This is a genomic window from Amycolatopsis sp. cg9 (assembly GCF_041346945.1).
GTDB lineage: Bacteria > Actinomycetota > Actinomycetes > Mycobacteriales > Pseudonocardiaceae > Amycolatopsis.
This window is the reverse complement of the sequence record NZ_CP166850.1, coordinates 9038277-9063560: the sequence shown is the minus strand read 5'-3', so window position 1 is coordinate 9063560 and position 25284 is coordinate 9038277. Positions and strand designations below refer to the sequence as shown.

Here is a 25284-nt window from a genome sequence, read left to right as displayed (position 1 = left end):
GGCCGGGGCAGAACCCATCGGTGTGCCGTTCAATGGCAATTCAGCGAGCGCCCAGCTCCCGCGAGATGCCCCGCGCGGCCGTCTGGACGGCCAGGCCGAGGTGCCGCGGCCGGGCGACCTTCTTCGGCACGAGCACGCCGAGGACGCCGGCGAGAACGTCGTCGCGGCCGAAGATCGGCGCGGCGACCGACACGATCGACTCCGTCTCGTCCTGGCGGCGGAAGATCGCGAGCCGTTCCCGCCGGACCTCGGCCAGCGTGCGGCGCAGCTTGTCGGCCGGGATCAGCCGGTTGTCCGGTTCGCTGTAGACCGGCTTGGCCAGCAGTTCCTCCTGGACCTCGCGTGGCGCGAACGCCAGCAGCGCCAGTCCGACGCCGGTGGAGTGCAGCGGCAGCCGGCCGCCGGTGCGGTAGTCGACCGGGGCGGCCTGGTGCCCGGAGAGCCGTTCGACCAGCAGCGCCTGCCTGCCGTCGCGGACGGCGAGCTGGACGTGCTGGTGGGTGACCTCGGCGAGGTCGTTCATGAACGGGAGCGCGACCTGTCGCAGGCCGTGCCCGCGCGGGGCGAGGGTGGCCACTTCGAGCAGGCGCAGGCCGACGCAGAAGCGGCCGGCGTCGTCGCGCTCGAGGGCGCCCCACTCCCGCAGCCGGTTCGCCAGCCGCAGCGCGGAGCTGGGCGGCATCTCGCAGCGGCGGCTCAGTTCGGCCAGCGACAGGGTGCGGTGCTCGGCGTCGAAGGCGGCCAGCAGCGCCAGCGCCCGGTCGACGACCGGCTCGCCGTGCGCCGGACGACGGCCGCGCTTTCCATTGGCTGGCACAACCGGTGACCGTACCCGAAGCCGCTGGTCATCCTTCCGGGCAACCGTGGCGAAAGGTGCCCAACGATGCGTGCTTCCCTCGAAACCACCCCGGCCGGACCGGGCTCGGCGGTGCCCCGCCGGGGCTTCCTGTTCTTCCTCGGCCTCGCGGCGGTCGGCGCGGCGATGGCCAACCTGGTGCCGGCCGTGCTGACCCTGTCGCTGAAGGCCACCGAGCTCGACGCGGCCCGCGCGACCACCACGGTCTCCGTGGTCACCGGCGTCGGCGCGCTGGCGTCGCTGGTGGCGTTCCCGCTGCTCGGCCGCCTCAGCGACCGCACGACCGGCCGCCTGGGCCGCCGCCGGCCGTTCCTCCTGCTCGGCGCGGCACTGTTCGCCGCCGGCGCCGTGGTGATGCTCGTCGCGAACAGCACGCCGCTGCTGACACTGTCGGCCGTCGCCACGTTCGTGGGGTTCAGCGCGGTGACGGTGGCCTGCACCGCGGTGCTGGCCGACCAGCTGGAGCCGCACCGGCGCGGGCCCGCGTCCGCGGTGCTCGGCCTGAGCCTGCCCCTCGGCGCGGTCACCGGCCTCTTCGGCGCGCAGCTGGTCGCCCCGGACCTCGGCGCGATGATCCTCCTGCCCGCCGCGGTCGCGATCGCGGGAACCCTGCTGCTGTTCGGTTTCCTCACCGACACGCCGATCGCGGAACGCCCGCCGTTCGACGCGGGCGAGCTGCTGCGGACGTTCTGGGTGAACCCGCGCCGCCGTCCGGACTTCGCGTGGGCGTGGGCGAGCCGCCTGCTGGTCTTCCTCGGCGTGGCGGCGATCCAGGCGTACCAGACCTTCTACCTCATCCTGGTGCTGCACTTCCCGCCGGACCGGGTGGCCGGCGCGGTCTTCCTGTCCACCGCGGTCTTGACGGCGGCGGCCGTCGTGTTCGCGCCGATCGCCGGCAAGCTGTCCGACCGGGTCCGCCGCCGCAAGCCGTTCGTGGTGGCCGCCGCGCTGATCTTCGCCGCGGGCCTGCTGCTGGCCGCGTTCGCCCACTCGTTCCCGGCGTTCCTGGCCGCGGTCGGCGTCGTCGGTCTTGGGCAGGGCGTGTACCTCAGCGTGGACATCGCGCTGGTGACGCAGCTCGTGCCGGACCCGGCCAACCCGGCGAAGGACCTGGGCTTGATGAACATCGCGAACACCTTGCCCAGCTCCCTGGTGCCCGCGGTCGCCCCGGCGGTGCTCGCGATCGGCGCGACACCGGAGGCCCCGCAGAACTTCGCGGCGCTGTTCGTGTTCGGCGCCGTCGCCGGGCTGCTCGGCGCGGTGCTCGTGCTGCCGATCCGCCAGGTCGCCTGATGCTGTTTCCCCAGCCGGAGCTGGAAAACCTCGCCACGGTGACCGTCGACCTGGCGCCTCCGCTGGACTTCGGCCCGGGCCCGGACGGCCACCACCGCACGGTACCGATCACCGGTGGCACGGTCGACGGGCCCGCGCTGGCCGGACGCGTCCGGTCCGGCGGAGCGGACTGGCAGCGCGTGCTGCCCGACGGCACCGTGTTCGTCGAAGCCCGGTACACGCTCGAACTGTCGTCCTCGCTCGTCGGGCTGACCAGCACCGGCGTCCGCACCGGACCGCCGGCGGTCCTGGCCGCGCTGGCCCGCGGCGAGGACGTCGACCCCGCCGGCTACTACTTCCGCCTCGCCCTGCGCGCCACCGCGGCCGACCCGCGGTTCCGGTGGCTCACCACCAGCGTCCTGCTCGGCCGCGCCGAGCGCACCGCCGGCCAGGTCCGCTACGACCTCTACCGCCTGCTCTGAACCGGAGGCCCCGTGTCCGCCCTCGCCCGCCGCACCGTCCTCGCCGCCGGCGCCGCCGCGCCCCTGCTGCTGCGGTCGTTCCCGGCCTCCGCGGCCGCCCACGACCCCGTCGTCCACCCGGACCGCACGGTGACGTTCCGGCTGAGCGCGCCGGACGCCACCGCGGTCACCGTCCGCGGCGGCTGGGGCCGCTCGTTCGACTACACCGAACAGTCCCTCACCCGCGGCGCGGACGGCGTCCGGCAGCTCACCACCGGACCGCTGACGCCGAGCTACTACCAGTACAGCTTCCTCGTCGACGGCGTCGACGAGGAAGGACCCGGCGAACCCCACCGCCGTGCACTCCAGCCCCGCGCTGTCGCTGTTCCTGGTGCCCGGACCCGGCACGGGGTTCCTGGTCGAGCACGCCGTCCCGCACGGCCGTGTGCGCACCCTCGGCTACGCCAGCACCGTCACCGGTACCCGGCGGGAAGCCACCGTGTGGACACCACCCGGCGACCACCGCGAACTCCCGGCGCTCTACCTCGTGCACGGCGGGGGCGGCGACCACCTCGACTGGGTGGAACCCGGCCGGGCCCCGGTCATCCTCGACAACCTCCTCGCGGCGGGGCGCATCCGGCCGATGGTCGTCGTGTTCCCCGACGGCAACGTGCCCGGCGCCACCGGCCTGCCGGGCGACGACAGCTTCCCGGCCGAACTGCTCGACAACCTGGTCCCCGCGGTCCAACGCGCCTACCGCGTCCGGCGCGAGCCCGGCGGCCGGGCGCTGGCCGGGCTGTCCCTCGGCGGGCTGCAGACGTGGAACGTGCTCCTCAGCCGTCCCGGAGCGTTCGGCTCGATCGGCGACTTCAGCTCCGGGTACTTCCCCGGCGTACTCGAAGCCCTCACCACCGAACACGCCGACCTGCTGCGCGACCCGAGGCTCAACGCCCGCACCGGGCTGCACCGCATCTACTGCGGCAACCCGGACGACATCGCCCACGCCAACAACGTCGCCACGCGCGCGGTCTTCGACGCGTACGGAATCCGTTACCGCTACTCGGAATTCGCCCCCGGCGCGCGCACGTGGCAGACCTGGCGCGACAACCTCCACGACTTCGCCCCGCGCCTCTTCCGGCACTCGTACACGGGAGATGGGGGTCACACGATCGGGTCGTGACGATCTTCCCACCGCGTTGTCCGTCCACTAGGGAACAACAATCAAGTGGCCTCGACGCGAACACCACGCTTCCCGACGAACGAAGGAGACGACATGACGAACGCCACCGCCACCAAGGTGCCTGCCCAGCAGGCGTCGGCCGGTTCCGCCAAGAACGGCGGGGACGGCGCGCTGGTGACCACCGAGGGCAGCACGTCGATCGCGGACGTCGTCGTGCAGAAGATCGCCGGCCTGGCCACGCGCGAGATTGCCGGCGTGCACGCCCTCGGTGGCGGCGCCGCACGGGCGTTCTCCGCGATCCGCGAACGCATCCCGGGTGCGACGGCTTCGGCCGGGCAGGGCGTGTCGGTCGAGGTCGGCGAGAAGCAGGCGGCCGTCGACCTGCAGATCGTCGTCGAGTACGGCGTGTCCATCGCCGACCTGTCGCGTTCGGTGCGCCGCAACGTGATCACCGCCGTCGAGCAGATGACCGGCCTGGAGGTGGTCGAGGTGAACATCAACGTCGGCGACCTGCACCTGCCGTCCGAAGACGGGGGAGAGGGCGAGACCGCCGAAACCGGCCGGGTGCAGTGAAGCCCGAACCCGACGCCGCCAGGATCGCGGCCGCGGTGCGGGTCGTGCCCGGAGTGACCGGGCTGCACGGCGGGCGGTTCGGCGAGATCGCCACGCTCGACCCGCCGCGGCGGATCGCGGGCGTGCGCGTCCGCGACGAAGACGTCACGATCGCGGTCACCACGGGCTACCCGCTGGTGGCCGGGGACGTCGCCGCGGCCGTGCGTGCCGCCGCCGCGGTCGCCGGGCGGCCGGTGCACGTCGTGATCGCGGACCTGGCCGAGCCGGCCGGCGAACCGCACCAAGCGCAACTGAAGGAGAGGGTCTTGTGAAAGCCACGCAGCTCGGCCTGCTCACCGGCCTCGTCCTGGGGCTGGCCGTCGCGTTCGGCGGCTTCGGCGCGTTCGCCGCGGTCGCCGTGCTGGGGGCGATCGGCTTCCTGGTCGGCCGCTTCCTCGACGGCAAGCTCGACCTGTCGCAGCTCTCCGGCCGCGATCGGGGCTGAGGCGTGACCACCACCCTGCCGGTCGCCGAGCGCGGCGTGCTGACCATCTCGGCGCAGGCGATCGAACGGCTGGCCGCCTGCGCCGTGCTCGAGGTCGACGACGTCGGCGGCGCGGCCGGCCGGATCCTCGGCGTGAGCCTGAGCGGCGAGGACCTCGACCACTCCGCGAAGGTGAGCGCCCAGGTCGGCGACGGGACCGTCACGCTCGACGTGCGCATCTCGATCGTCTACCCCGCCTCGGTCGCGCGCACCACCGAACGGGCGCGCGAGCACCTGGTGGAGCGGGTGGAGGCGCTGACCGGGCTCACGGTGACGCGGGTCGACCTCACGGTCACCGCCCTGCACACCGCGGCGGGCCCAGTGCGGAGGGTCGAATGAAACGCCGTCCTCGCCGGAGCGTCCCGGCCGTCCTGACCGCGGTGGTGGTGCTGGCCGCGTGCGTGCTCGTCGCCGTGGTGGCGATCCAGACGATCGTCGGCGAGCGCCCGTGGATCAGCTTCGGCTCGGTGGCGTCCGCCCTGCACGACCTGCGGTGGACGGACGCCGTGCCGGCCGTCGCCGGGGGTGTCGTCGCGTTGCTCGGCCTGGTCCTGGTGCTCGGCGCGGTTCTGCCGGGGGCCCTGACCGTGCTGCCGCTGGGCGGCCCCTTCGACGCGGGTGCCGCCCGCGGAAGCTACCGCTCGACGCTGCGTGCCGCCGCGGCGAGCGTCGACGGTGTGTCCGGTGCCGCGGTCAAGGTCGGCGCCCGCCGGGTGAAGGTACGGGTCAAGACGGCCCGGACCCGGCCGGACGGCCTCGCCGACGCCGTTCGCGCGGCGGTCGGCCACCGGCTCGACCAGATCGGCCCGGCCACCCGGCCGGCCGTGTCGGTGCGGGTTCGCGCTCCCCGGAAGAAGGCGTCATGACGAACCTGAACCGTCCCGCCCGGCTCAACCGCGTGCTGCTCGGCCTGGCCGGGCTGGTGCTGCTGGCCGCAGGCGCGTTCGCGGTCGCAACCCACTTCCGCCGGCTGACCGTCGTCGACCCGGCGGCGCCGCTGGTCCCGGGCACGGCGACGCCGCCCACGTGGGTGCTCTACGTCGCCGCCGCGGCGGCCGCGATCCTCGGGCTGCTGGTGCTGCGCTGGCTGCTCGCCCAGCTGGCGCGCCGCCCGCGGACGCAGACGTGGCGCCTCGAGGCCGACCCGGACCGCGGCCGCACCGAGCTGGCCGCCGACGCCGCGGTGGCTCCCTTCACCGAGGAACTGCGAACGTACCCGGGGGTGCACCAGGCACGGGCGACGCTGGCCGGAACCCGCGAGGACCCGACGTTGGCGCTGGTCGTGTCGGTGGAGCAGGACGGCGACCCCACGGAGATCCTTGAGCGCCTGGACACCGAGGGCCTGCCCCGGCTCCGGCAAGCGCTCGACCTCGAGACGGTGCCGGTCGCCATCGAGTTCCGCTTCTCCACGGCCGCCGGCCCGCGCATCCGCTGACGCTGCTTCCCGAGTCGGACAGTGCCGCATCAGCGCGCACGTGCCCGTCGTCCGCTGAAACATTCCTGGAGTGGACAACGTTCGTTGAATATCCCTGACAACAAGGATCGGGAAGTGTTCGCAACCATTCCCGGCCACCATTTCCCAGAGCGCCTCGCGCTGGAACAGCGATGATGCGGGCTCCCGAGCCGCCGAGCGTACGCCTCATGCGGTGCCGTTTGTCGTAATGATTGCTCGTTCTGATGGGCCGGGGGCGACCGCGTTGACGCGGACGCCGGACGGGCCGTACTCGGCGGCCCACGCGCGGGTCAAGGAGCTCACTGCTGCCTTCGTGGCCGCGTAGACCGCGTTGTTGACGTCCCCGATCACGGCGGCGCCGCTGCTGACGTTGATCACGCTGCCGCTGCCGCGCTCGGCCATCTTCGGAGCCAGGGCGGTGGTCAGCTGGTAGACCGCGCGCACGTTGGCGTCGAGCATCGCGTCGTACTGTTCGCCGGTGATGTCGGCGCTGGGACCGAAGCTGCCGACCCCGGCGTTGTTCACCAGCACGTCCACCTCGCCGGCTTCCCGGGCCAGCCGGGCCACGTCGTCCGGGTTGGTCAGGTCGGCGGCGGCGAAGCGGGCCGAGCCGCCCTCGGCCTGGATCTTCTGGACGACCTCCTGCCCGCGCTGGGCGTCGCGGCCGGTCACCACGACGTTGGCGCCGCGCGCGGCCAGTGCGTAGGCCGTCGCCCGGCCGATGCCGGTGGTGGAACCGGTGATCAGGGCAGTTTTGCCGGTCAACTCGCTCATGACGAGAACCTCCTTGTCGATTTCTGTACCGATCGGTAAGTAACTGGTAAGGTGGGTCACGTGAACGGTCGACGGACCGCGCAGATGGGTCGGCCCCGGGGCTTCGACGCCGACGAAGCGCTCGAGAACGCGATGCGGGTGTTCTGGGAGAACGGTTACGAGGGCACGAGCCTCACCGACCTGACCGAGGCCATGGGGATCAACCGCACGAGCATGTACGCGGCCTTCGGCAACAAGGAGGAGTTGTTCCGGAAAGCTCTGAAGCGCTACAGCGAAGGCCCGGCGTCGTACGGTGCCGAGGCGCTGGCGGAGCCGACCGCCCAGCAGGTGGCCACGGTTTTCCTGCGCGGCGCGGTCCGGAGCGCCACCCTGCCGGGCTACCCGACCGGGTGTCTCAGCCTCCGGGCCTCCCTGATCGGGGGCGAGGACGGGCGGGTGATCCGCGACGTGCTGGCAGCCTGGGGAGCGGAGGTCGGCACCAAGCTGACGGATCGGTTCCGGCGCGCGGTCGACGAGGGCGACCTGCCGCCGGACACCGACCCGGCAGTCCTGGCGAAGTACGTCATAACGGTCGGGAACGGCATCGCGGTGCAGGCCGCCGGCGGCGCGGAGCGCGACATCCTCCAGCTGGTCGCCGACGCCGCCCTGCGGAGCTGGCCACCGGTCTCCGGCTAGCCGGAGACCGGGCCGGCAAGGGCTCGGCCCGCGGGACCCGCTTGTGGAACTCGCGGGCGGTGGTGTCGATCGGCAGGATCCGGTCGGCGGTGCCATGCAGGATCAACGCCGGCACGTCGATCGCGGCCAGATCTCCGCGGAGGTCGGTCAGCCAGGTGGGACCACGGGGCTGGAGGCGTACCAAGAAGCACCGGTACCGACCTCGATGTACGCCACGGCGTCTCCTTGGAGCTCACTGTCGGGCAGCCGGACGGGTGGCTCTAGCCGAGCTCGACCAGGGACGTCAGGATGCGGTGCAGCTCCGAACGGTCGCGTGAGGTGACCTTGGCCAGCCGGCGGTCGAACTCGGCCGCGAGGGCTGCCAGGGCGCGGTCGCGCGCCGCCGTGCCCTCGGGCGTCAGGACGAGCCGATGGCGGCGCAGGTCCGTGTCGTCGATCTCTCGGCGCAGGAATCCCTTGGCGCAGAGATTGCGGACGTAGGCCGTCATGCTGGCCTTCGAGATCACCAGCGTTGCCGCCAGTTCGGCCGGGTACGGCGACGTCTCCGCCTCCGCGAGCACGAAGAACTCCTTGGTCTCGAGCCCGAGTTCGGCCAGGTCGGCGGCGCAGGCGTCCAGTACGACGGTGAGCAGGCGATGGTTCAGCGTCCAAAGGCGGCCGATCCATGCTCGAGCACATCTCCATCCCGCGCCGCCCGATCGAACTCGCCGCCGACCTGTACCGGCCCGACGATGCCCAGCCAGTCCGCGCGGTGGTGCTTTCGACGCCCGGCAGCAGTGTCAAGGAGCAGATCGGCGCGAACTACGCGTCCCGGCTCGCGGCCCGGGGCATCGCGGCGCTCGTCTTCGACCCCGCTCACCAGGGGCAAAGCGGTGGCGAGCCCCGCGACCTCGAAGACCCGTACCGGCGCGGTGAAGACATCTCCTTCGCGATCGACGCGCTCGCCACGATTCCCGGCATCGACCCGCACCGCATCGGCGTCCTCGGCATCTGCGCCGGTGGCGGGTACGCGGTCCACACCGCCCGCACCGACCACCGGATCAAGGCGGTCGGCGTGGTCGGCCCCGGTGAGATCGGTGCCTCGTTCCGCGGCTTCCAGGCCGATGGGCCGGCTGCCGCGCTCGACTCCCTGGCCGACGCCCGCATCCAGGAGGCCCGCACCGGCCGGCTGACCCGTGAGAAGTGGCTGCCCGACACGGTGGCCGAGGCCGAGGCGGCCGGGGTGACCGACGTCGACCTGCTCCAGGCGCTCCGGTACTACCGCACCGAGCGCGGCCGGAACGAGCACTCGACGAACCGCCGCCTCACCCGGGGCGACTCGCCGCTCATCGGGTTCGACGCCTTCCACCTGGTCGACCGGCTCATGACCCAGCCGCTGCAGCTCATCCTCGCCGAGAACCTCGACGGGACCGGCTTCGACGAGTCCGGCAAGCGCCTCTGGGACCTGGCACCCAATCCCGTCGACCGCACGGTGATCAAGGACGCCCGCCACTACGAGATGTACGACGTACCCGAGTACGTCGACGCCGCCGTCGACCGGCTGGCCACCTTCTACACCGACCACCTGTGAACGTGGGTGCAGGCCGCACGTTCCCTGTCGAGCGGGGTTCACGTTCAGCGGACCGGGGAACCGGGTAAGCGTCGCTGTGAGTTCCTGCCCGTGCTTGGCGGGGATTTGGCGACGGCGTCGGTTCAGCAGCGAGCCGGCGCCTTCGTCGCGTTGATCCGGCGTTCCGGTGGGGTCACGGCCGGCTCGTGGCTTCGGCCACGAAGTTCTGGGCGACTTCCCGCAGTTTCCGGTTCTGCTCCTGCGATGCTTTGACGAGCAGTTCGAAAGCGTCGTCGGACTTGATGCTGTGCAGGGCCATGAGGATGCCCTTCGCCTGGTCGATCACCGCGCGAGAGGTCAGGGCGGTGCGGAGCTGTCCCATGGTTTCGCGGGCGGCTTGGTGGCGGCGGGTGCTGCGCAGCGCGGACTCGGCGGCGGAGGTGTACAAGTCCAGCAGCGCCGCGTCGAGTGCGCCGAAGCTGTTGCCGCCGGTGTCGTACAGGTTGAGCGAACCGTGGTACTGGTGGTCGACGAACAGCGGGGCGGACAGGTAGGCGACGACCGCGGATCTGCTTGCCGCCGCCGCGAACTCGGGCCACTGTTCGGCCGCCTCGGTCACCGTCACCCGTTGGAGCTCGCCGGTCCGGGCGGCCTCCAGGCAGGGGCCTCGCCCGGCGTCGTACTGGGCCTGATCGACGTGGTGCGCGGTGTCACCGGTCGCAGTCGCGGTGTACGGAGCGCCTTCGCGCAGCAGCGTGATGCTGGCGATCTCCGCGTCCGGCACGGCGTGCATGACCTGCCGGCACACCCGTTGCAGGACCACCAGCAGTTCCTCTTCTTCCGCGAAGGTGCTGGCCAGCCGGTCCAAGGCGGCGGTGACGTCGTCCACTCTCCGCGCGGCGTCCCGCTCGTCAAGCAGTCTTTCGTCCATGCGGTGCTCCTCCGGTGCGGGTGTCGACGGTGATCGAGCGTCGACCCAGGTCGTCGCCAGGTTGCTGGCAGACAACAGTAGGCCCGGCCGGGGTGGTTGGCAGATCTGCAGCCGGCGGCACCGGGGTGATCGACGACCCGGCCCGCTGGCGCGCCGCCAGAACCGCCGGACCTGGCCTGCTCACTTGCACGCCTGGCACGGCCGTCCGGTGCCGTTTCTCGCAGCATCGGTGCTGCTCAAGGCTTCTAAGCTCGGCTGAAGGACCCCTTCGGCGGTTTCGTCAAGCGGCAGTGGTTGTGGTTCGCCCTCCCGGCGGCCGGTGGCGTGGCCTGGCGCCTGCGGGGGCCGGTCCGGAACCGCGCTGCCGCGAGCGAGGACGGGTTCGGGGGCTGGCTGCCGCTGCCGACCGACCACGACCGCCGGATCGGCTTCGCGGCCGAAACCGGGCGGCTGCGCCGGGTGGCGGGTCGCGCGGCGGCGTTCGTCCTCGTCTGGATGGCACTGGCAAGGGCGGGGGCCGCGGCTCTGGTCCTGCTCGACGAGGCCGCCGACGAGCTCCTCGCCACCGGCGCGCGGACCGCGAAGATCGTCCGCGACTCGAAGAACTCCAACTTCGTCGGCGAGCGGGTCATCGTGGTCCACGACCGACCACGACCACGACCGCCGGATCGCGTGCGCACCCTGGTGGAAGAGAACAAGAGCCGGTTCCTCGTCAACCTCGGCTACGTCCTGCTCGTGGCCGGCTCGCTCGGGACGCTGTTCGCGGTCTTGGCCGCGGTGGGCTGGTGGGGCCGGGCCCGCGCGGTCGCGGCCACCGGGTGGCGGAACGCGACCGTCGACGTCGTGCGCGTCTCCGCCGGCAACGGCCGCTCGCTGAGGCGGGCCCCGCCGGAGATCCACGTCCGCTACCGCGAGGGCACCGGCATCGTGCTGAAGGCCGAACGGCCCGCGCCGCCCCGGTCCGTACGCGGTTCCGGCTTTCGCGTCGACCCTGCGCACCGAGGGCGGGGGCCGCCGGTGACCGGCGGGTGGCGTACGCGTCGACGGCTCGGCCGGCCCGGGTGAGCGCGCGCAGTGGTGGTGGGATGACCGGTGCGAAGGTGGTGGCCGGGCGAGGCCGGTCAGCCGGCCGTCAGGTCGAGCCGGGGGTTGTGCCGCCGGGTGGCGACCACGCAGAGCGCGGCCATGGCCGCGGCGGCCAGACCGAGCACGCCGATGGCCGGACGCAGGCCGCCGGCGCCCGCGCCGATCGCGGCGATCAGCAGGGGGCAGAGGAACTCGCCGATGAACAGCGCCGCGGTCCACCCGCCGGTACCCCGGCCGCGCTGCTCGAACTCCAGCCCGTTCACGGCCCACGTCAGCAGCGTGGGCAGGAGCATGCCGGTGCCGAACCCGGCGACGGCGGCACCGGCCGAGATCACCGGGACCGAACCGGTCGCGAACACGAGAGCGAAGCCGATCGCCGACAGCCCGAACGCCACCGGTAGCAGCGTGCGCGGCGTCCGGTGGGACAGCCGGGCGAAGACGACGCACCCGGCGGCGGTGGCCACCGACATCAGGGCGCTGATGCCGCCGATCGCCGCCGTCGACCCGAGCCCGGCTTCGGTGAGCACAAAGGACAGTTCCACGATCAGGGTGTAGAAAACGATGCCGCCGATGAAGGTGACCAGATACGGCGTCAGCAAGGCACGCCACGGCAGCGGCGCCAGACGCCGTCCCGCGGCGGCCTTGGTGTCCGGCCGCCAGATGAGTTTCGCGGTCAGCGGGACCAGCACGAGCGCGACCGCGTACACCCAGAACGGCGTCCGCCAGCTGCGCGCGCCCAACGCACCGCCCAAAGCCAGGAACACCGTCGCGGACAACGACGCGACGAGCGTCTGCAGGCTCAGGTAGCGGCTGCGGCGCGCCCCGGACCAGTAGTCACCGATCAGCGTCGTGGCACAGGTCATGATCGCCGCCTCGCACACGCCGACCACGACGCGGCTGATCAGGATCGCCGGCAGGGAAGGCAGGTACAGCGGGGCGGTGCCGGTGATCGCGTAGCACACCAAGGCGATCAGCAGCAGCCGTTTGCGATCGACCTTGTCGACGATCAGGCCCGCGAACGGCGCGGTGAGCCCGATCAGCAGCGCGGGAACCGTGAGCACCACCGCCGCGAGGACGTCGGCGCCGGGTACGCCGGCGAAAGCGTCCTTCAGCTGAGGCAGTACCGGTGCGATGAGCACGGCGCCGAGCACGGACAAGCAGCTGGCGGACAACAGGATCAGCAGCTGAGCCGTTCCCGGCCGGCGGCCGCCCGTCGAGGGGGCCGTGGCCGGGCGGGAACTCGCGAGGTGTTCGGACATGGCGCCTCCGGCCTGCGGGCGGCCGGTCTCCGCTGATCGGCATCGCTTGCGCAAAGTGTCGGGAACGCGGCGCCGGAGCGGAAATCACTTCTCCCGAAGGGCGGTATCAGCCGGGGTGATGCCGATCATCGCGGCGACGGCGCGCTGGACGACGTCGCGCAGGTAGCGGTGCTCGGGGTCGTCGTCGTACATCGGGTGCCACCACATCGCTTCGACGAGCGGGGTCGCGTCGAAGGGGCAGGGGAGCGCCCGCACGCCGAGCTCGGCCGGGATCCCGTCGGCGAGCCGGCGCTGCACCAGCGCCACGCGGCCGGAGCCCGCGATGAGCCCGGGCACGGTCAGGAACGTCTCGGTGACCACCTGGATGTGCGGTTCGATGCCGAGCATGCGCATCTGCCGCGCGGCCGGGGTGGACGCCGTCGGCCCGTGGTAGGTCACGACCCACGGCATGGTCTCCAGCTGCCGGACGGTCAGGGAGTCTTCGACGGTGGTGTTGCCCGCGGCCACCAGGCACACCCATTCGTCGCGGTAGAGGTCCTGGTGCGGCAGGTCGTCGACGAACCCGTGCGGGATCACCAGCAGGTCGGTGTGGACCAGCTCCTGCGCGGCCGCGTCGACCATCCTGGGCGTGTTCGCGGGGAACCGCAGCCGGGTGCCCGGTGCTTCCTCGGCGAGGCGGGCCGCGATGCCGGGGCCGAGCACGGCCACCCCGTAGTCGCTCATGAGCATCGAGAACTCGCGCGCCGAGGAGGCCGGGTCGAAGTCGGGCTCGGCGGCGAACACCCGCTCGGCTCCGGACAGGGCCACGCGCACGCGTTCCTTGAGCTGGACGGCCAGCGGGGTGAGCCGGTACTGGTTCCCCGACCGGGTGAGCAGGTCGTCGTGGAAGTGCCGGCGCAGCCGGGCCAGCTGGGCCGACACCGCGGGCTGGCCGAGGCCCATCCGCGCCGCCGCGCGCGTCACGCTGCGCTCCTGCAGCAGCGCGTCGAGCGCCACCAACAGGTTCAGGTCCAGCCGAGCCAGGTTCACAGCGGGTCACGGTATCAACGCTGTCGATACTCCGCATCACCGATCTGTTCTTCCCTGATACCGCGTCCGGCCCCGACAGTGAAGGGGTGGACCGAACCGATCCCGAGGGCGCGATCGCAGCAGCCGCCCAGCGCTGCTCCAACTGGAGCCGCTGGGGCGACGACGACGTGCTGGGCACGCTGAACTTCCTGGACGAGGCCAAACGCCGGGAAGGCGCCGCGCTCGTCCGGCGCGGGGCGAGCTTCTCGCTGGCGCAGCGCTTCGCCGCGGACGGCCCGCAGAAGGGCTGGCGAAGGCGCACCAACCCGATCCACACCATGCTCGACACCGGCCTGGACGCCGAGCGCGGGCAAGGTTTCCCGCACGGGCTGGGCGGCGCCGACGACGTCGTCTTCATGCCTTTGCAGGCCTCGACGCAATGGGACGGTCTCGGCCACATCTTCGACCACGGCATCGCCTGGAACGGCCGGCGCGCCGGAGACGTCGTGACCAGCGAAGGCGACCGGGTCACCGGGATCGAGACCGCATCGGGCCGGATCGCCGGCCGCGGCGTGCTCCTCGACGTCGGCCGGGTGATCGGCGACGACGGCGAGCTGCCGGACGGGTTCGCGATCACCACCGGCCACCTCGAAGCCACCATCGCCGCCCACGGCGCGACCGCGCGCGTCGGCCGCGGTGACCTGCTCCTGGTGCGGACCGGCCGGCTCGCCCGCGCCCGGCGCGAAGGCTGGGGCGACTACGCGGGCGGCCCGGCTCCGGGCCTGTCGTTCACCACGGCGGATTGGCTGCACCGCACGGAAATCGCCGCCATCGCCACCGACACCTGGGGCTTCGAGGTCCGGCCCAACGAGTTCGACGACGCCTTCCAGCCGCTGCACCAGGTCGCCATTCCGCACATCGGTTTGTTCCTCGGCGAGATGTGGGACCTCGACGCCCTCGCGGCCGACTGCGCCGCCGACGGGACGTACGAGTTCTGGCTGACCGCCGACCCGCTGCCCGTGACCGGCGCCGTCGGCGCCCCGGTCGCGCCGATCGCCGTCAAGTGAGGACCGCCATGCCCGCCGTCACCACCGTCCTCGTCGTCGGCAGCGGACTCGCCGGCACCGCCACCGCGATCCACCTCGCGAACGGGGGAGTCGCGGTCGACCTCGTGGAAGCCGAGCCCGGCGTCGCCGCCCTCGGGTCGGGGATCACGTTGCAGGGAAACGCCTTGCGCGAGCTGCGCGCCCTCGGCGTGTGGGAGGAGGTCCGGGCGAAGGGGTACGGGTTCGACGGCCTGGGACTGCGCGCGCCCGATCCCGCCGGCACCCTGCTGGCCGAACTCCCGGACGCCCGCACCGGCGGCCCGGACCTGCCCGCCGCCCTGGGCATGCCGCGTCCCGACCTCGCCCGGATCCTGCACGACCGCGCGGCCGCGACCGGCGCGAAGATCCGGTTCGGGCTCACGACCACCGAGCTGCGGCAGGGTGGAAGCCACGTCGAGGCCACCTTCACGGACGGCTCGACCGGCCGCTACGACCTGGTCGTCGGGGCCGACGGCGTCCGCTCGACGATCCGGCGGCTGCTGGGCATCGACCTGGCGACCCGCTCGACCGGGATGGGCATCTGGCGCGCCTTCGGTCCTCGCCCGGCGTCGGTCACCCGCACCGACCTCTTCTACGGCGGTCCCAGCTACATCGCGGGCTACTGCCCGACCGGGGAGAACTCGCTCTACGCCTACGTCGTCGAAGAAGCGCGGGACCGCAGTTCCCTGAGCCCGCCGGAGCGGCTCGCCGTCATGCGCGAACTCGCCTCGGCCTACCACGGGCCGTGGGACGACATCCTCGCCACGCTCGACGACCCCTCCCGCGTCAACTACACCCGGTTCGAGACCCACGTGCTGCCCGCGCCGTGGCACCGCGGCCGCGTCGTGCTGATCGGCGACGCCGCCCACGCCTGCCCGCCGACTCTGGCCCAGGGGGGCGCTCAAGCGCTCGAGGACGCGGCTGTCCTCGGTGAGCTCCTGCTCGGCGCCGAAACCCTGGACGACACGCTGTGGCGCGCTTTCGCCGAACGCCGGGTGGCCCGGGCGACGGCCGTGGTCGAGGCGTCGAACCAGCTTTGCCAGTGGCTCCTCGACCACGAACAGGGCGACGTTCCCGGCCTGATGGGCCGCATCTCCGCCCTCGTCGCCCAGCCCGCCTGACCCCTTACGGAGGAACGCCATGACCGACGGCCTGATCACCCACCTGCGGCACGTCGACCTCGCCGTGCCCGACCTCGCCCGCCAGCAGGACTTCTACGCCGGCGCGTGGGGCCTGACCACCGAGCACACCGACACCGGGATCGCCTTCCTCGCCGCGGAAGGCTCGCCCGAGCACTACATCGTGCGGCTGCGCCAGGCGGCGGACAAGCGCATCGACCTGATCGCCTTCGGCGTGGCCACCGCGGCCGACGTCGACACCCTGGCCGCCCGCCTGGCGACCGCCGGCGTCACCCTGGTCCACGAGCCGCGTTCGCTGCACACCCCCGGTGGCGGTTACGGGTTCCGGTTCTTCGACAACGAAGGCCGCACCATCGAGATCAGCGCCGACGTCGCGGTCCGCGCCCACCGGAAGATCGAAGCCGGCGAGGCGATCCCGGTCCGGCTGTCCCACGCCGTGATCAACTCCGCCGACCCCGAAGGCACGCGGCAGTTCTACGAGCGCCACCTCGGCTTCCGGCTGTCCGACACCCTGACGCACCCGCGGCTGGGCGGGATGATGTGGTTCCTGCGCATCAACGCCTGGCACCACAGCCTCGCCATCGCCCGCGGCCCGCACCCGTCGCTGCACCACGCGTCGTTCGAGATGCGGGGGATCGACGAGTACCTGCGCGGTACCGGGAAGCTGCTGCGCGCCGGGGTCGAGAAGATCTGGGGGCCCGGGCGGCACCTGGCCGGCAACAACACCTTCAGCTACTTCCTCGACCCGCACGGCAACACCGTCGAGTACACCACCGAACTCGAGCTGATCGACGAGGACACCTGGCACCCGCACCTCTACGACTTCACCCGGCCCGAGGTGTCCGACCAGTGGGGGACGGCCAACGCGATGAACGAGTTCGTCGCCTCGCGCTCCTTCAACGACCCCGACAAGGGCCTGTTCGTGGCCCCGCCGGTCTGATGCGCCTCGCCACCTACGAGCACGGCGGAACCGTGCGCGCGGGCGTCGTCTCCGGCGACGGCGTCCACGCCTTCGCGGCCGGGGTCACCACCCTCGACCTGGCCCGCGGCGGCCTGCCCGCCGCCCTCGAAGCCGGGGCGGCCGCGCTCGGCTGGCCGGCCGTGCCCCTGGCCGAGGTGCGGCTGCTGCCGCCGCTCGAGCCACCGAGCATCCGCGACTTCGTCGCGTTCGAGGAACACGTCGAGGGCATGGTCGCGCCGGGTTCCGTGCCGCCGGAATGGTACGAGGCGCCGACGTTCTACTTCACCAATCCCGCCGCTCTGGTCGGCGCGCACGACGACGTGCCGGTCCCGCCGGGCTCGCGGTCGTTCGACTTCGAGCTGGAGGTCGCTGCCGTGCTGGGGCCGGACGCGATCTTCGGGTACACGATCATGAACGACTGGTCGGCCCGCGACCTGCAACGCCGCGAGATGCGGGTCAACCTCGGCCCGGCCAAGGGCAAGGACTCCGCCACGACGCTCGGGCCGTGGCTCGTGACCGCGGACGAGCTGGAGCCGTACCGGGACGCGGACGGCTTTCTCGCGCTGGCCATGCGGGTCGCGGTCAACGACGTCGAAGTGGGCCAGGACCTGTTGTCCAACATGGGCTGGCCGTTCGAAGAACTCGTCGCCTACGCCGGTCGCGGCACCCGGCTACGGGCCGGGGACGTCCTGGGTTCCGGGACCTGCGGCAACGGCGGGTGCCTGGCCGAGCTGTGGGGGCGGCGCGGCGAGGAGCAACCACCGCCGCTGCAGCCCGGCGACGTCGTCGAGATGACCGTCGAAGGCGTCGGGACGATCCGCAACACCGTCGTGCCCGGTGGGGTGCTGCCGCCGGTGCGCCCGGCGCGGCGACGGCCCCGGAACCGGCTCCAGCCTGAAAGGACCTGATCGTGTTCGAGTACTTCCCCGGTAACTACGTCTGGAACCTCGGCGTGGTCGCCGCGCTGAACTCCGGTGGCCTGATCGACGAGATCGACCGCGCCTGCCGCCCGATCCGCGAAGCCGCCGCGCGGGGCTCCGACGCCGGGACCCCGGACTTCCTGCGTGCTTGGACGGCCTTGACCGACCAGCTCGTCACCCAGGCCGAAGCCGCGGAGAAAGCCGGGCACGAGCGCACCGCCGGGCAGCTGTACTTCCGCGCCGCCAACTACCTCTGCCAGGCCGAGCGCATGCTCGCCCACTCGAACCCCGACCGGCTGCCCACCTACCGCCGCGTCCTGGCCCTGGCGCAGAAGGCCTTCGACCTGCGCGACCCGCGCGTCTCCCGGGTGGAGATCCCCTACGAGGGAACGACTTTGCCCGCGTACTTCAGCGCGGCCACGAGCGCCGGTCCGGCGCCGGTCGTGGTGCTGGTCAACGGCCTGGACTCGACCAAGGAGCACATGTACGGATCGGCGCACTGGGCGGAGCTGGCCGCCCGCGGCATCTCGTGCCTCATGCTCGACCAGCCAGGCACCGGCGAAGCGTTGCGGCTCCAGGGGATCACTGCCCGGATCGACAGCGAGGTGTGGGCCGGCGCCGCGGTGGACTGGCTCGAACAGCGCGACGACGTCGACCCGGCGCGGATCGGGATCGTAGGCTGGTCCCTCGGCGGCTACTACGCCCCGCGGGCCGCGGCCTTCGAGAAGCGGTTCGCGTTGTGCGTCGCCTGGGGCGCCAACCACGACTGGGGCGCGGTGCAACGCCGCCGCCTCGAACGCGAGGGCGAACGCCCGGTGCCGCACTACTGGGAGCACGTCCTGTGGGTGTGGGGCCACGACGACCTCGACACGTTCATCACCTTCGCCGACGACGTCCACCTCGACGGCGTCGTCGAGAAGATCACGGTGCCGTTCCTCATCGCCCACGGCGAGCAGGACCGCCAGATCCCGCTCGAGTACGCGCACCGCTCCTACGCGCAGGCGGTCAACTCGCCCCGGCGCGAACTGCGCGTGTTCACCCCGGACGAGGGCGCGACCGAGCACATCGGGCTCGACCACCTCCCGCACGTGAGCACCTACATCGCCGACTGGGTGGCCGGCACCTTCGCCACGACCCGCGGATGAAGTGGCGTTGTGCGAAGAGCGCCCCCGTCGACCGGCCGGTGCGCCTCGGCCGCTTCGCCGCGGTGGAACCGGATGATCGCGGCGACGCCGAGGGCGCCGGCCGGCTTCGGTGGCGGAAGCGTGTTCGCAGGTGATCCGGTTTCCGTCCGGTCGGCCTCCCTCCGCGCGCTACCGGGAGCAGGCCTCCCGCGAGCGGACCGTTGGGCCGTCGGGGCGAACGTGTTCCCGCACTCGGACGCGGATTCCTGGACACCGCGGTGATCCAGGCCAACCCGGGGTGCCAATAGGCGCTCCGGGTGGTGACGTTCGGCCCCTGTCCTACCGGCGGGTCGGTCCGAGGCTGAAGGTTCGCGCACGTCCGTCTCGATGGAGAGGAGGACCCGCGATGCCGGAACGCCTGCCCAGCGCGCGAGATCGCGGGCCGAGCCATGACTGATGCCGAGTTGAGCGGTCTGGACGCCGAAACGCTGTCGATGATCCTTTCGGCGATCGGGGAGTTCGCCGACCGGAACCTGACCACCGAGCTGCTGTTGCGGCTCGACCGCGACGACGAATGCCCGGAGGCGGTGGTCCGCCGCATGTGCGGCGACGATCTCGGGATCCACCTGCTGTTCGTCCCGGACGACCACGGCGGGATGGGGGCGGGCAGCCTCGACGTGTGCCGCGTCTGCGAGCGCATGGCCGGGATCGACCTCGGCGTCGCGACCAGCGTGCTCGCCACCGCGCTGGGCAGTGACCCGATCGCCGTCGGCGCGACCCCGGACCAGAAGAAGACGTGGCTGGGCCGCATGGCCGCCGAGGGGCTGCTGTTCGCCTACGGGGCAACGGAACCCGAGGCCGGCAGTGACCTCGGGGCCCTCAAGACCGTCGCCGTCCCGGTCGTCGAGGACGGCCGCACCACCGGGTACCGGATCACCGGCCGCAAGCAGTGGATCAGCAACGGCGGCATCGCCGACGCCTACAGCGTGCTGGCGAACGCGCCGGGCGGACCGAGCTGGTTCGTCGTCGAGCGCGACGCGCCCGGGTTCACGCGGGCCAAACCGGAGGACAAGCACGGCATCCGGCTGAGCAACACCGCCGCGCTGTTCCTCGACGACGTCGCGGTCACCCCGGACGCGCTCGTCGGCGGGACCGAAGGCCGAGGGCTGCTGCAGGCCCAGCTGGTGTTCGGGCACACCCGGCTGATGGTCGCCGCGTTCGGGCTCGGCGCGGGCTGGGCGGCGCTCGACCGGGCGATCGCCTACGCCGCCGACCGGATCCAGGCCGGCGGTCCCTTGTCGCGCAAGCAGGGCTACACGCACGGCGCTCCGGCGGCGGATCTCGTGCGCTGTCCGCCAAGGCGACGAACGCTGGGTCGTGGTCTGGGTAGGTCCCCTGAAGCGCGATGCCGGCTGCCTCGCGGACGTTCTGCTCCTCGTGGTGCATCGATGACTCCAGCGCCAGTCGTCGGATGTCGGCCGACGGAGCTGGAAGGTTTGAGCGGCAAGCCTTCGGCCCAGCGGGCGAGCCGGGTCGGTCGGGCGATGCGCCGGCACCCGGATGGGCGCGGCGTGGCAGTGGGTGCCGGTGCATCACCCGGTGGGGCGCTGGCCGAGGACGTGGTCGACCGCCTCCTGCAGGATCTCCGTCTCGGTGGTCAGGATTGATTCGCCCGACGGAAGGGCTCGTGCGATCGAGAGTCCGTTGAGGACGGTGACGAGGTATCGAGCCCGCCGGGCGTTGTCGCCCGCGGCGAGGGCGCCTTCGTCGCTGAGCACGGTCAGCCAGTACTCGACACGGCGATGCGCTTCCTGGTCGATGGCGAAGTAGGCGGCGCGGTTTTCCTCGGTCGGTTCGGGCTCGATGTAGGTCTTGAAGATCTCGCTCCAGCCCGCTCGCGCTTGTTCACCCACGCCGGCGGCGGCGAGCACTTGGCGGAGGCAGCCGAGCAGTCGTTCCGCGGCCGGTGCGGACCGGTCGTGGATCAGGTCTCCGGGGAGGATCGCGTCGTAGATGACGGCGAGGACGGTGTCCTGCAGGACCCGCTGCGTCGGGAAGTGGTACCTGAGTGAGCCGGTGCTCACCCCGGCCCACGCCGCCACCGCCCGGACGCTGAGTTTCGCCCCGGGATCCTCCGCGAACATCGCCAGTGCCGCCTGGATGATCCTGTCCCGGCTGCCGGTCTCCTGCGCCACGGCGCCACCTCCTCCAACACACTGTACTAGCACGCTGTGTTACAGTCGCGGCCGACCATCACTAACACAGTGTGTTAGTGGCTTCTGGCTCGACAAACGAAGTGGACGTGACATCCCATGGACCGCCTCCGAAGGCCGTTCCGGATCATCCGCGCCGACCGCCGCGCGTACCTTCTCGTCAACCTCCTGGTCTACGGAGTGCTCCTGCTCGGCATGGCGCTGGGCATGCTCTTCCCGGACCTGCACGCCGCGCGAACCGCGTCGTTCGCCGACGGGGCGCAGGGCGCGCTCGTCGGCGCGGTCGTCGGCAACGGCTGGCTGTTCGCCGTCGTCATCTTCCTGGTCAACGTGTTCCCGACCGCGTTGCTGTTGATCACCTTGCCGTCGCTGGTCGTCCCCTTCGCGGGGCTCGCGGTCTTCGCGGTCAAGACGATCGACTTGGGCATCACGCTCGCTCCGGTCGACCGGACGACCGGGCTGACCCTGATCCCGCATTCGCTCACGCTGCTCATCGAGTTCCAGGCTTACGTGCTCGTGATGTTCGGCGCGTACCTCCTCGGCCGGTCCTGGCTCCGGCCGGCCACTGTCGAGGCCGACACCCATCGGCAGGGATACCGGCGAGGCTTGCACCTGCTCGCTCCGCTCTGGCTGCCGGCACTCGCGCTGTTCGTCATCGGCGCGGCGTACGAGGCCTTCGAGATCTACTTCCTCGTCCCCCGTGTGCTGGGGATCTGACCATGGGTGAGTGGCTCCGACGTCGCGCGGCCAAGCGGATCAAGCCCGGCACCGGACGGGAACTGCGGCCGTTCCGCTGGTGGCAGCCCTTCGCGCGCTCGCTGTACTCGATCGACCTCGGCCGGCAGGTATACACCGTCGACGTCCGCCATCACCGCCGCTTCTTCTCCGAAAACGGCAAAGGCACGGCCGACCTCTACCTCGACCGACGGCAGCACGCCGAATCCAAGCTTCCCGCGGCCTTTCCCGTTCCGGGCGGCACGATCGAAGTCGCCGATTCGCCGTTCGGGCTGAAGCGCTGCCACTACGTCACCGACGTGGGGGAAGAACGCCGGCTGGTCCCTGATCGCGCCTCGGCCGAAGGGCGGCGGGAGCACTTCGCCCGCAGTCATCCCGTGGCGAGCCGAGTCATCGGTGTGACGTCGGCCGCGCTGCTGGTGACCTCGGTGCTGCTGCTCATCCCTCAGCTCGTCGAGGTCGCTTTCAAGATCCCGCCGGTCGCGCAGCGCTTCGGGACCTTCGTCTCACCCGTGGCGCTTCCGGCGTGGCTCAACACGTTGCTCAGCGTCGGCGCAGTGCTGGCCAGCACGGAGCGCGCACTCCGGCTGCGGCACAGCTGGTTCCTCGATCGGGTGGGATGACTGCGCTTGCCCGCCGGTGCTCGGTCAGCTCGACCTCTCGTCGGTGGGGAAGACCGCATCGAAAAGCCATTGCAGGGGTGTCCGGTGGGAGGCGCCGCCGTCGGCGATCTCTTCGGCCTCCGCGGGATCGGCCGCGTTGTGGACGCTCTCGGTGAAGTGCGCGAAGCGCCGGAGGTCCGCTTTGGCGCGGGTGGCGATGAGGCCGAGGGCCTGGGCGATGCGGTCGGTGAGCGAATCGAGCTCGAGGTCGAGTTCCAGCGTGACGGTGGCGGCGTCGGGACCATCCGGGGTCACGACCGCGTGTCCCCGGTGCCGAGGGCCGGTCACGCTCACCCAGTCCAAGGTCCGGCTCTCCGGGTCGGCGGTGACGTCGATGCTGTACCGGCGCGGGATCCCGGCCAGCGTGTACACGAACCGGAAGCGGCCGGGGTGGCCCTCGACGGGGAACACCTGCTCGACCGAGCGCATGAACCTCGGGTAGTGGCTGAAGTCGGTGAACCACTTGAAGGTGGTGTCAGCCGGGACCGCCACCGCGGTCCCGACCTCCAGGGTGTCCGTCATGGTGCCTCCTCGAGTTCGGCGGTCTCGGTGTCAACGTGGTCGAACGTAACCGCGCCCGGCCGGGCGCGCCGGTTCGCTGCGAGCGCCGATCGGGCGGCGCCGTGGTCGCGGATGGGCGTTTTCCAGGTGAAATCGCCCGGTTGGCGGCACCTCCGTGACGGTAGGCAGATGCGATGCAAATCCGATGCATAACTGTTGGTCGTAGCGGAAGCGGTTTCATTCGAGTTTGGACAGGGTCTCAGAGTCTCGCGGCTGCTACTTGATTTCCGAGTGGCTGGGTCGCGAGGAGGACCGTTGGGCCGGGGCGGCACCCGGTCGCCTATAGTGATGTTGAATCGCTAGTGAATCGCAGGCTCGCCATCGGAGGTGCTGACGATGACCGGTGCCGGTGCGCCACGTCGATCCGTGGCTTCCGAGGAAGCCGGCGGAAGCCTGGTGATGCGCGGGCCGTACGACGAAGGCCACCGCAGCGTGAGCGGACTGCCGGAGCCGGTGACGCCGGTCAGCCCGCACCGCCTGCGCGCGGTCTTGTTCAGCCAGGTGTGGCGCGATCTGACCTTTTTGCACTGGCCGGTGGAGCCCGCGGTGGTCGCACCGCTGCTGCCCCCGGGCACCCGCCCCGACTGCCGGGCGGGACGCACCTACGTCGGTCTCGTGCCGTTCCGCATGACGAGGGTCGGAGTGCTCGGCTCGCCGCCGGTCCCGTACTTCGGTGATTTCCTCGAAACGAACGTCCGGCTGTACTCCGTCGACCGCGATGGGCATCGCGGAGTCGTTTTCCGGTCCCTCGACACGGCCCGCCTGATTCCCGTGCTGGCGGCCCGGTTCGGGCTCGGTGTCCCGTACCGGTGGTCGCGGATGCTGCTCGAGCGTGACGGCGACGTGATCGGGTACCGCAGCCGGCACCGGCGGTCGGCCGCGGCCGCCGAGGTGGTGGTGCGCGTCGGCGAGCCGGTGCGGCAGAACGGACTCGACCGCTTCCTGACCGATCGCTGGGCCTTGCACACCCGGTTCGCGGGCCGGACCTGGCGCATCCCCAACGTCCACCCCCGATGGACGTTCCGGAGTGTGGAGGTGATCTCGATGCACGAGGATCTGATCGCCTCGGCCGGGTTGCCCGTCCCCGAAGTCGCGCCGGTCAGCGCGCTCTATTCGGCCGGTGTTCCGGTCCACTTCGGAGTACCCGAGCCGGTGGGAGCGTGAAGCATCGTGGAGAAGGTGGTGCACCAGTGACCGAGCCGCGGTTCGACGCGTTGCTGTGGCTTTCGTTCGGTGGTCCGGAGGGGCCCGAGGAGGTCATGCCGTTCCTCGAGAACGTGACCAGGGGCCGGGGTGTGCCGCGGGAGCGGCTGCTCGAGGTGGCCGAGCACTACCAGCACTTCGGTGGTGTCTCGCCGATCAACGAGCTGAACCGCGATGCGATGGCCGCGGTCGAAAAGCGGCTGTCGGCTGAGGGAATCGACCTTCCGGTGCACTTCGGCAACCGCAATTGGCACCCGATGGTCGAGGACACCCTCGCCGAGCTGACGGCGGCGGGTGCGAAGCGGGTCCTGGTGTTCCCGACGAGCGCGTACGGCGGGTATTCGGCGTGCCGGCAGTACGACGAGGACATCGAGCGTGCCCGTGCGGCGGTCGGTGCGGGGGCGCCTGAGCTGGTGAAGCTGCGGCAGTTCTTCGATCATCCGCTGTTCGTGTCGGCGGTCGCGGACGGGGTGCGCGCGGCGCACGCGTCACTGGGTGACGTTCGGGGTGTCCGCACGGTGTTCACCGCGCACTCGGTGCCTGACAGTGCGGACAAGGCGTCCGGGCCGCCTGGGGAAGGTGGTCACCGGTACTCCCGTCAGGTCGCGGAGGCGGCGCGGTTGGTGGCGGCGGAGGCGGGGGTCGTCGAGTACGACGTGGTGTGGCAGTCGCGGTCGGGGCCGCCGCAGGTGCCGTGGCTGGAGCCGGACATCGTCGATCACATCGACGCGTTGCACGCCCGGGGGGTGAGCGGGGTGGTGGTTTCGCCGATCGGGTTTGTCTCGGATCACCTCGAGGTGATCTGGGACCTGGACAACGAAGCGGCGGAGCGTGCGGCGGAGCACGGTATGGCGTTCGCTCGGGCGGCGACGGCGGGCAGCGACCCGCGGTTCGCGGAGCTGGTGGTGGAGCTGGTCCGTGAGCACACGCACGGGGCGGAGCCGCGCAAGTTGTCGTCGTTTCCGTCGGCGGGGTGCACGGTCAACGGGGCGCCGTGCGCGATCGGTTGTTGCGAACCGGCGAAGCGCCCGGCTCGCTGAGGCGGTGACCGCTGATGACCGCGGAAGCACCCGTCGTCCGG

General features: G+C 71.8%; 30 protein-coding genes. 22 read left to right on the top strand and 8 right to left on the bottom strand.

What is annotated here, in order from left to right:
- Positions 1 to 40 precede the first annotated feature (40 nt).
- Positions 41 to 817, bottom strand: coding sequence for an IclR family transcriptional regulator (locus AB5J73_RS41565; protein WP_370964492.1), 777 nt, complete (start codon positions 815 to 817; stop codon positions 41 to 43).
- Between the two features lie 66 nt (positions 818 to 883).
- On the opposite strand from AB5J73_RS41565, the gene AB5J73_RS41560 reads away from it, so the two are divergent.
- The 9 genes from AB5J73_RS41560 (at position 884) to amaP (ending at position 6300) form a co-directional block, all read left to right on the top strand.
- Positions 884 to 2149: an MFS transporter gene (locus AB5J73_RS41560; protein ID WP_370964491.1), complete on the top strand. Its 1266-nt coding sequence runs from the start codon at positions 884 to 886 to the stop codon at positions 2147 to 2149.
- Entirely contained in the window at positions 2149 to 2610 is a 462-nt protein-coding gene (locus AB5J73_RS41555) for a DUF3237 domain-containing protein (RefSeq protein WP_370964490.1), read from the top strand. The genes AB5J73_RS41560 and AB5J73_RS41555 overlap by 1 nt, the downstream gene beginning before the upstream one ends.
- A 337-nt stretch (positions 2611 to 2947) precedes the next feature.
- Positions 2948 to 3769: an alpha/beta hydrolase gene (locus AB5J73_RS41550; protein WP_370964489.1), complete on the top strand. Its 822-nt coding sequence runs from the start codon at positions 2948 to 2950 to the stop codon at positions 3767 to 3769.
- A gap of 93 nt (positions 3770 to 3862) precedes the next feature.
- Complete coding sequence (locus tag AB5J73_RS41545) at positions 3863 to 4342, top strand: Asp23/Gls24 family envelope stress response protein (protein ID WP_370964488.1); 480 nt, start codon at positions 3863 to 3865, stop codon at positions 4340 to 4342.
- Positions 4339 to 4653, top strand: a complete 315-nt coding sequence (locus AB5J73_RS41540) for a hypothetical protein (protein ID WP_370964487.1) — start codon at positions 4339 to 4341, stop codon at positions 4651 to 4653. Before AB5J73_RS41545 ends, AB5J73_RS41540 begins: the two co-directional genes overlap by 4 nt.
- Complete coding sequence (locus AB5J73_RS41535; RefSeq protein ID WP_370964486.1) at positions 4650 to 4826, top strand: hypothetical protein; 177 nt, start codon at positions 4650 to 4652, stop codon at positions 4824 to 4826. Before AB5J73_RS41540 ends, AB5J73_RS41535 begins: the two co-directional genes overlap by 4 nt.
- A gap of 3 nt (positions 4827 to 4829) precedes the next feature.
- On the top strand, positions 4830 to 5204 hold the full coding sequence (locus AB5J73_RS41530; RefSeq protein WP_370964485.1) for an Asp23/Gls24 family envelope stress response protein: 375 nt from the start codon (positions 4830 to 4832) through the stop codon (positions 5202 to 5204).
- A complete protein-coding gene (locus AB5J73_RS41525) occupies positions 5201 to 5731 on the top strand; it encodes a DUF6286 domain-containing protein (RefSeq protein WP_370964484.1) in 531 nt (176 codons plus the stop codon). Before AB5J73_RS41530 ends, AB5J73_RS41525 begins: the two co-directional genes overlap by 4 nt.
- A complete protein-coding gene (amaP, locus tag AB5J73_RS41520) occupies positions 5728 to 6300 on the top strand; it encodes an alkaline shock response membrane anchor protein AmaP (protein ID WP_370964483.1) in 573 nt (190 codons plus the stop codon). The genes AB5J73_RS41525 and amaP overlap by 4 nt, the downstream gene beginning before the upstream one ends.
- Positions 6301 to 6504: 204 nt before the next feature.
- Here the strand turns inward: amaP and AB5J73_RS41515 are convergent, their stop codons facing one another.
- Entirely contained in the window at positions 6505 to 7092 is a 588-nt protein-coding gene (locus AB5J73_RS41515) for an SDR family NAD(P)-dependent oxidoreductase (protein ID WP_370964482.1), read from the bottom strand.
- Positions 7093 to 7176: 84 nt separating this feature from the next.
- On the opposite strand from AB5J73_RS41515, the gene AB5J73_RS41510 reads away from it, so the two are divergent.
- Positions 7177 to 7767, top strand: coding sequence for a TetR/AcrR family transcriptional regulator (locus AB5J73_RS41510; protein WP_370964481.1), 591 nt, complete (start codon positions 7177 to 7179; stop codon positions 7765 to 7767).
- 260 nt (positions 7768 to 8027) lie between these two features.
- Here the strand turns inward: AB5J73_RS41510 and AB5J73_RS41505 are convergent, their stop codons facing one another.
- A complete protein-coding gene (locus AB5J73_RS41505) occupies positions 8028 to 8327 on the bottom strand; it encodes a MarR family winged helix-turn-helix transcriptional regulator (RefSeq protein ID WP_370964480.1) in 300 nt (99 codons plus the stop codon).
- Positions 8328 to 8431: 104 nt separating this feature from the next.
- Between AB5J73_RS41505 and AB5J73_RS41500 the strand changes: the two genes are divergently transcribed.
- Positions 8432 to 9337: an alpha/beta hydrolase gene (locus AB5J73_RS41500; RefSeq protein ID WP_370964479.1), complete on the top strand. Its 906-nt coding sequence runs from the start codon at positions 8432 to 8434 to the stop codon at positions 9335 to 9337.
- 172 nt (positions 9338 to 9509) lie between these two features.
- On the opposite strand, the gene AB5J73_RS41495 is transcribed toward AB5J73_RS41500, so the two are convergent.
- Positions 9510 to 10247 (bottom strand): ANTAR domain-containing protein, encoded by a 738-nt coding sequence (locus tag AB5J73_RS41495; RefSeq protein ID WP_370964478.1) that lies wholly within the window; start codon positions 10245 to 10247, stop codon positions 9510 to 9512.
- Positions 10248 to 10541: 294 nt separating this feature from the next.
- Between AB5J73_RS41495 and AB5J73_RS41490 the strand changes: the two genes are divergently transcribed.
- The gene (locus AB5J73_RS41490) at positions 10542 to 11312 is read left to right on the top strand and encodes a hypothetical protein (RefSeq protein ID WP_370964477.1); all 771 of its coding nucleotides are present in this window, start codon (positions 10542 to 10544) and stop codon (positions 11310 to 11312) included.
- Between the two features lie 56 nt (positions 11313 to 11368).
- Here AB5J73_RS41490 and AB5J73_RS41485 read toward each other — a convergent pair whose 3' ends face one another.
- Entirely contained in the window at positions 11369 to 12592 is a 1224-nt protein-coding gene (locus AB5J73_RS41485; RefSeq protein WP_370964476.1) for an MFS transporter, read from the bottom strand.
- Between the two features lie 84 nt (positions 12593 to 12676).
- Entirely contained in the window at positions 12677 to 13621 is a 945-nt protein-coding gene (locus tag AB5J73_RS41480) for a LysR family transcriptional regulator (RefSeq protein WP_370964475.1), read from the bottom strand.
- 86 nt (positions 13622 to 13707) lie between these two features.
- Here AB5J73_RS41480 and AB5J73_RS41475 point away from each other — a divergent pair, with 86 nt between their 5' ends.
- The 6 genes from AB5J73_RS41475 (at position 13708) to AB5J73_RS41450 (ending at position 20496) form a co-directional block, all read left to right on the top strand.
- Positions 13708 to 14667, top strand: a complete 960-nt coding sequence (locus AB5J73_RS41475) for a cyclase family protein (RefSeq protein WP_370964474.1) — start codon at positions 13708 to 13710, stop codon at positions 14665 to 14667.
- An 8-nt stretch (positions 14668 to 14675) separates the two neighbouring features.
- Positions 14676 to 15806: an FAD-dependent oxidoreductase gene (locus tag AB5J73_RS41470; protein ID WP_370964473.1), complete on the top strand. Its 1131-nt coding sequence runs from the start codon at positions 14676 to 14678 to the stop codon at positions 15804 to 15806.
- A 19-nt stretch (positions 15807 to 15825) separates the two neighbouring features.
- Positions 15826 to 16764 (top strand): VOC family protein, encoded by a 939-nt coding sequence (locus AB5J73_RS41465; RefSeq protein ID WP_370964472.1) that lies wholly within the window; start codon positions 15826 to 15828, stop codon positions 16762 to 16764.
- Positions 16764 to 17693, top strand: a complete 930-nt coding sequence (locus AB5J73_RS41460; protein WP_370964471.1) for a fumarylacetoacetate hydrolase family protein — start codon at positions 16764 to 16766, stop codon at positions 17691 to 17693. The genes AB5J73_RS41465 and AB5J73_RS41460 overlap by 1 nt, the downstream gene beginning before the upstream one ends.
- Before the next feature lie 2 nt (positions 17694 to 17695).
- Positions 17696 to 18850 (top strand): alpha/beta hydrolase family protein, encoded by a 1155-nt coding sequence (locus AB5J73_RS41455; RefSeq protein WP_370964470.1) that lies wholly within the window; start codon positions 17696 to 17698, stop codon positions 18848 to 18850.
- 428 nt (positions 18851 to 19278) lie between these two features.
- The gene (locus AB5J73_RS41450) at positions 19279 to 20496 is read left to right on the top strand and encodes an acyl-CoA dehydrogenase family protein (protein ID WP_370964469.1); all 1218 of its coding nucleotides are present in this window, start codon (positions 19279 to 19281) and stop codon (positions 20494 to 20496) included.
- Here the strand turns inward: AB5J73_RS41450 and AB5J73_RS41445 are convergent.
- Complete coding sequence (locus AB5J73_RS41445; RefSeq protein ID WP_370964468.1) at positions 20422 to 21024, bottom strand: TetR/AcrR family transcriptional regulator; 603 nt, start codon at positions 21022 to 21024, stop codon at positions 20422 to 20424. The two genes, AB5J73_RS41450 and AB5J73_RS41445, sit on opposite strands and share 75 nt — an antisense overlap.
- 117 nt (positions 21025 to 21141) lie before the next feature.
- Here AB5J73_RS41445 and AB5J73_RS41440 point away from each other — a divergent pair, with 117 nt between their 5' ends.
- The gene (locus AB5J73_RS41440) at positions 21142 to 21759 is read left to right on the top strand and encodes a stage II sporulation protein M (protein ID WP_370964467.1); all 618 of its coding nucleotides are present in this window, start codon (positions 21142 to 21144) and stop codon (positions 21757 to 21759) included.
- A 2-nt stretch (positions 21760 to 21761) separates the two neighbouring features.
- Positions 21762 to 22400, top strand: coding sequence for a hypothetical protein (locus tag AB5J73_RS41435; RefSeq protein ID WP_370964466.1), 639 nt, complete (start codon positions 21762 to 21764; stop codon positions 22398 to 22400).
- Between the two features lie 24 nt (positions 22401 to 22424).
- Here AB5J73_RS41435 and AB5J73_RS41430 read toward each other — a convergent pair whose 3' ends face one another.
- Complete coding sequence (locus AB5J73_RS41430) at positions 22425 to 22961, bottom strand: SRPBCC family protein (RefSeq protein ID WP_370964465.1); 537 nt, start codon at positions 22959 to 22961, stop codon at positions 22425 to 22427.
- Between the two features lie 405 nt (positions 22962 to 23366).
- On the opposite strand from AB5J73_RS41430, the gene AB5J73_RS41425 reads away from it, so the two are divergent.
- Together AB5J73_RS41425 and AB5J73_RS41420 are read left to right on the top strand one after the other, a co-directional pair.
- Positions 23367 to 24164, top strand: coding sequence for a YqjF family protein (locus AB5J73_RS41425; protein ID WP_370964464.1), 798 nt, complete (start codon positions 23367 to 23369; stop codon positions 24162 to 24164).
- A gap of 26 nt (positions 24165 to 24190) precedes the next feature.
- Positions 24191 to 25243 carry a ferrochelatase gene (locus tag AB5J73_RS41420; RefSeq protein WP_370964463.1) on the top strand — a complete coding sequence of 351 codons (1053 nt, stop codon included), beginning with the start codon at positions 24191 to 24193 and terminating at the stop codon, positions 25241 to 25243.
- Positions 25244 to 25284 lie beyond the last annotated feature (41 nt).

Bases quoted from the DNA above. Each gene is read 5' to 3' on its own strand.
- AB5J73_RS41560 (WP_370964491.1), top strand. From the start codon at position 884: ATGCGTGCTTCCCTCGAAACCACCCCGGCCGGACCGGGCTCGGCGGTG.
- AB5J73_RS41555 (WP_370964490.1), top strand. From the start codon at position 2,149: ATGCTGTTTCCCCAGCCGGAGCTGGAAAACCTCGCCACGGTGACCGTC.
- AB5J73_RS41545 (WP_370964488.1), top strand. From the start codon at position 3,863: ATGACGAACGCCACCGCCACCAAGGTGCCTGCCCAGCAGGCGTCGGCC.
- AB5J73_RS41525 (WP_370964484.1), top strand. From the start codon at position 5,201: ATGAAACGCCGTCCTCGCCGGAGCGTCCCGGCCGTCCTGACCGCGGTG.
- amaP (WP_370964483.1), top strand. From the start codon at position 5,728: ATGACGAACCTGAACCGTCCCGCCCGGCTCAACCGCGTGCTGCTCGGC.
- AB5J73_RS41515 (WP_370964482.1), bottom strand. From the start codon at position 7,092: ATGAGCGAGTTGACCGGCAAAACTGCCCTGATCACCGGTTCCACCACC.
- AB5J73_RS41510 (WP_370964481.1), top strand. From the start codon at position 7,177: ATGGGTCGGCCCCGGGGCTTCGACGCCGACGAAGCGCTCGAGAACGCG.
- AB5J73_RS41500 (WP_370964479.1), top strand. From the start codon at position 8,432: ATGCTCGAGCACATCTCCATCCCGCGCCGCCCGATCGAACTCGCCGCC.
- AB5J73_RS41495 (WP_370964478.1), bottom strand. From the start codon at position 10,247: ATGGACGAAAGACTGCTTGACGAGCGGGACGCCGCGCGGAGAGTGGAC.
- AB5J73_RS41485 (WP_370964476.1), bottom strand. From the start codon at position 12,592: ATGTCCGAACACCTCGCGAGTTCCCGCCCGGCCACGGCCCCCTCGACG.
- AB5J73_RS41470 (WP_370964473.1), top strand. From the start codon at position 14,676: ATGCCCGCCGTCACCACCGTCCTCGTCGTCGGCAGCGGACTCGCCGGC.
- AB5J73_RS41465 (WP_370964472.1), top strand. From the start codon at position 15,826: ATGACCGACGGCCTGATCACCCACCTGCGGCACGTCGACCTCGCCGTG.
- AB5J73_RS41460 (WP_370964471.1), top strand. From the start codon at position 16,764: ATGCGCCTCGCCACCTACGAGCACGGCGGAACCGTGCGCGCGGGCGTC.
- AB5J73_RS41450 (WP_370964469.1), top strand. From the start codon at position 19,279: ATGACTGATGCCGAGTTGAGCGGTCTGGACGCCGAAACGCTGTCGATG.
- AB5J73_RS41440 (WP_370964467.1), top strand. From the start codon at position 21,142: ATGGACCGCCTCCGAAGGCCGTTCCGGATCATCCGCGCCGACCGCCGC.
- AB5J73_RS41435 (WP_370964466.1), top strand. From the start codon at position 21,762: ATGGGTGAGTGGCTCCGACGTCGCGCGGCCAAGCGGATCAAGCCCGGC.
- AB5J73_RS41430 (WP_370964465.1), bottom strand. From the start codon at position 22,961: ATGACGGACACCCTGGAGGTCGGGACCGCGGTGGCGGTCCCGGCTGAC.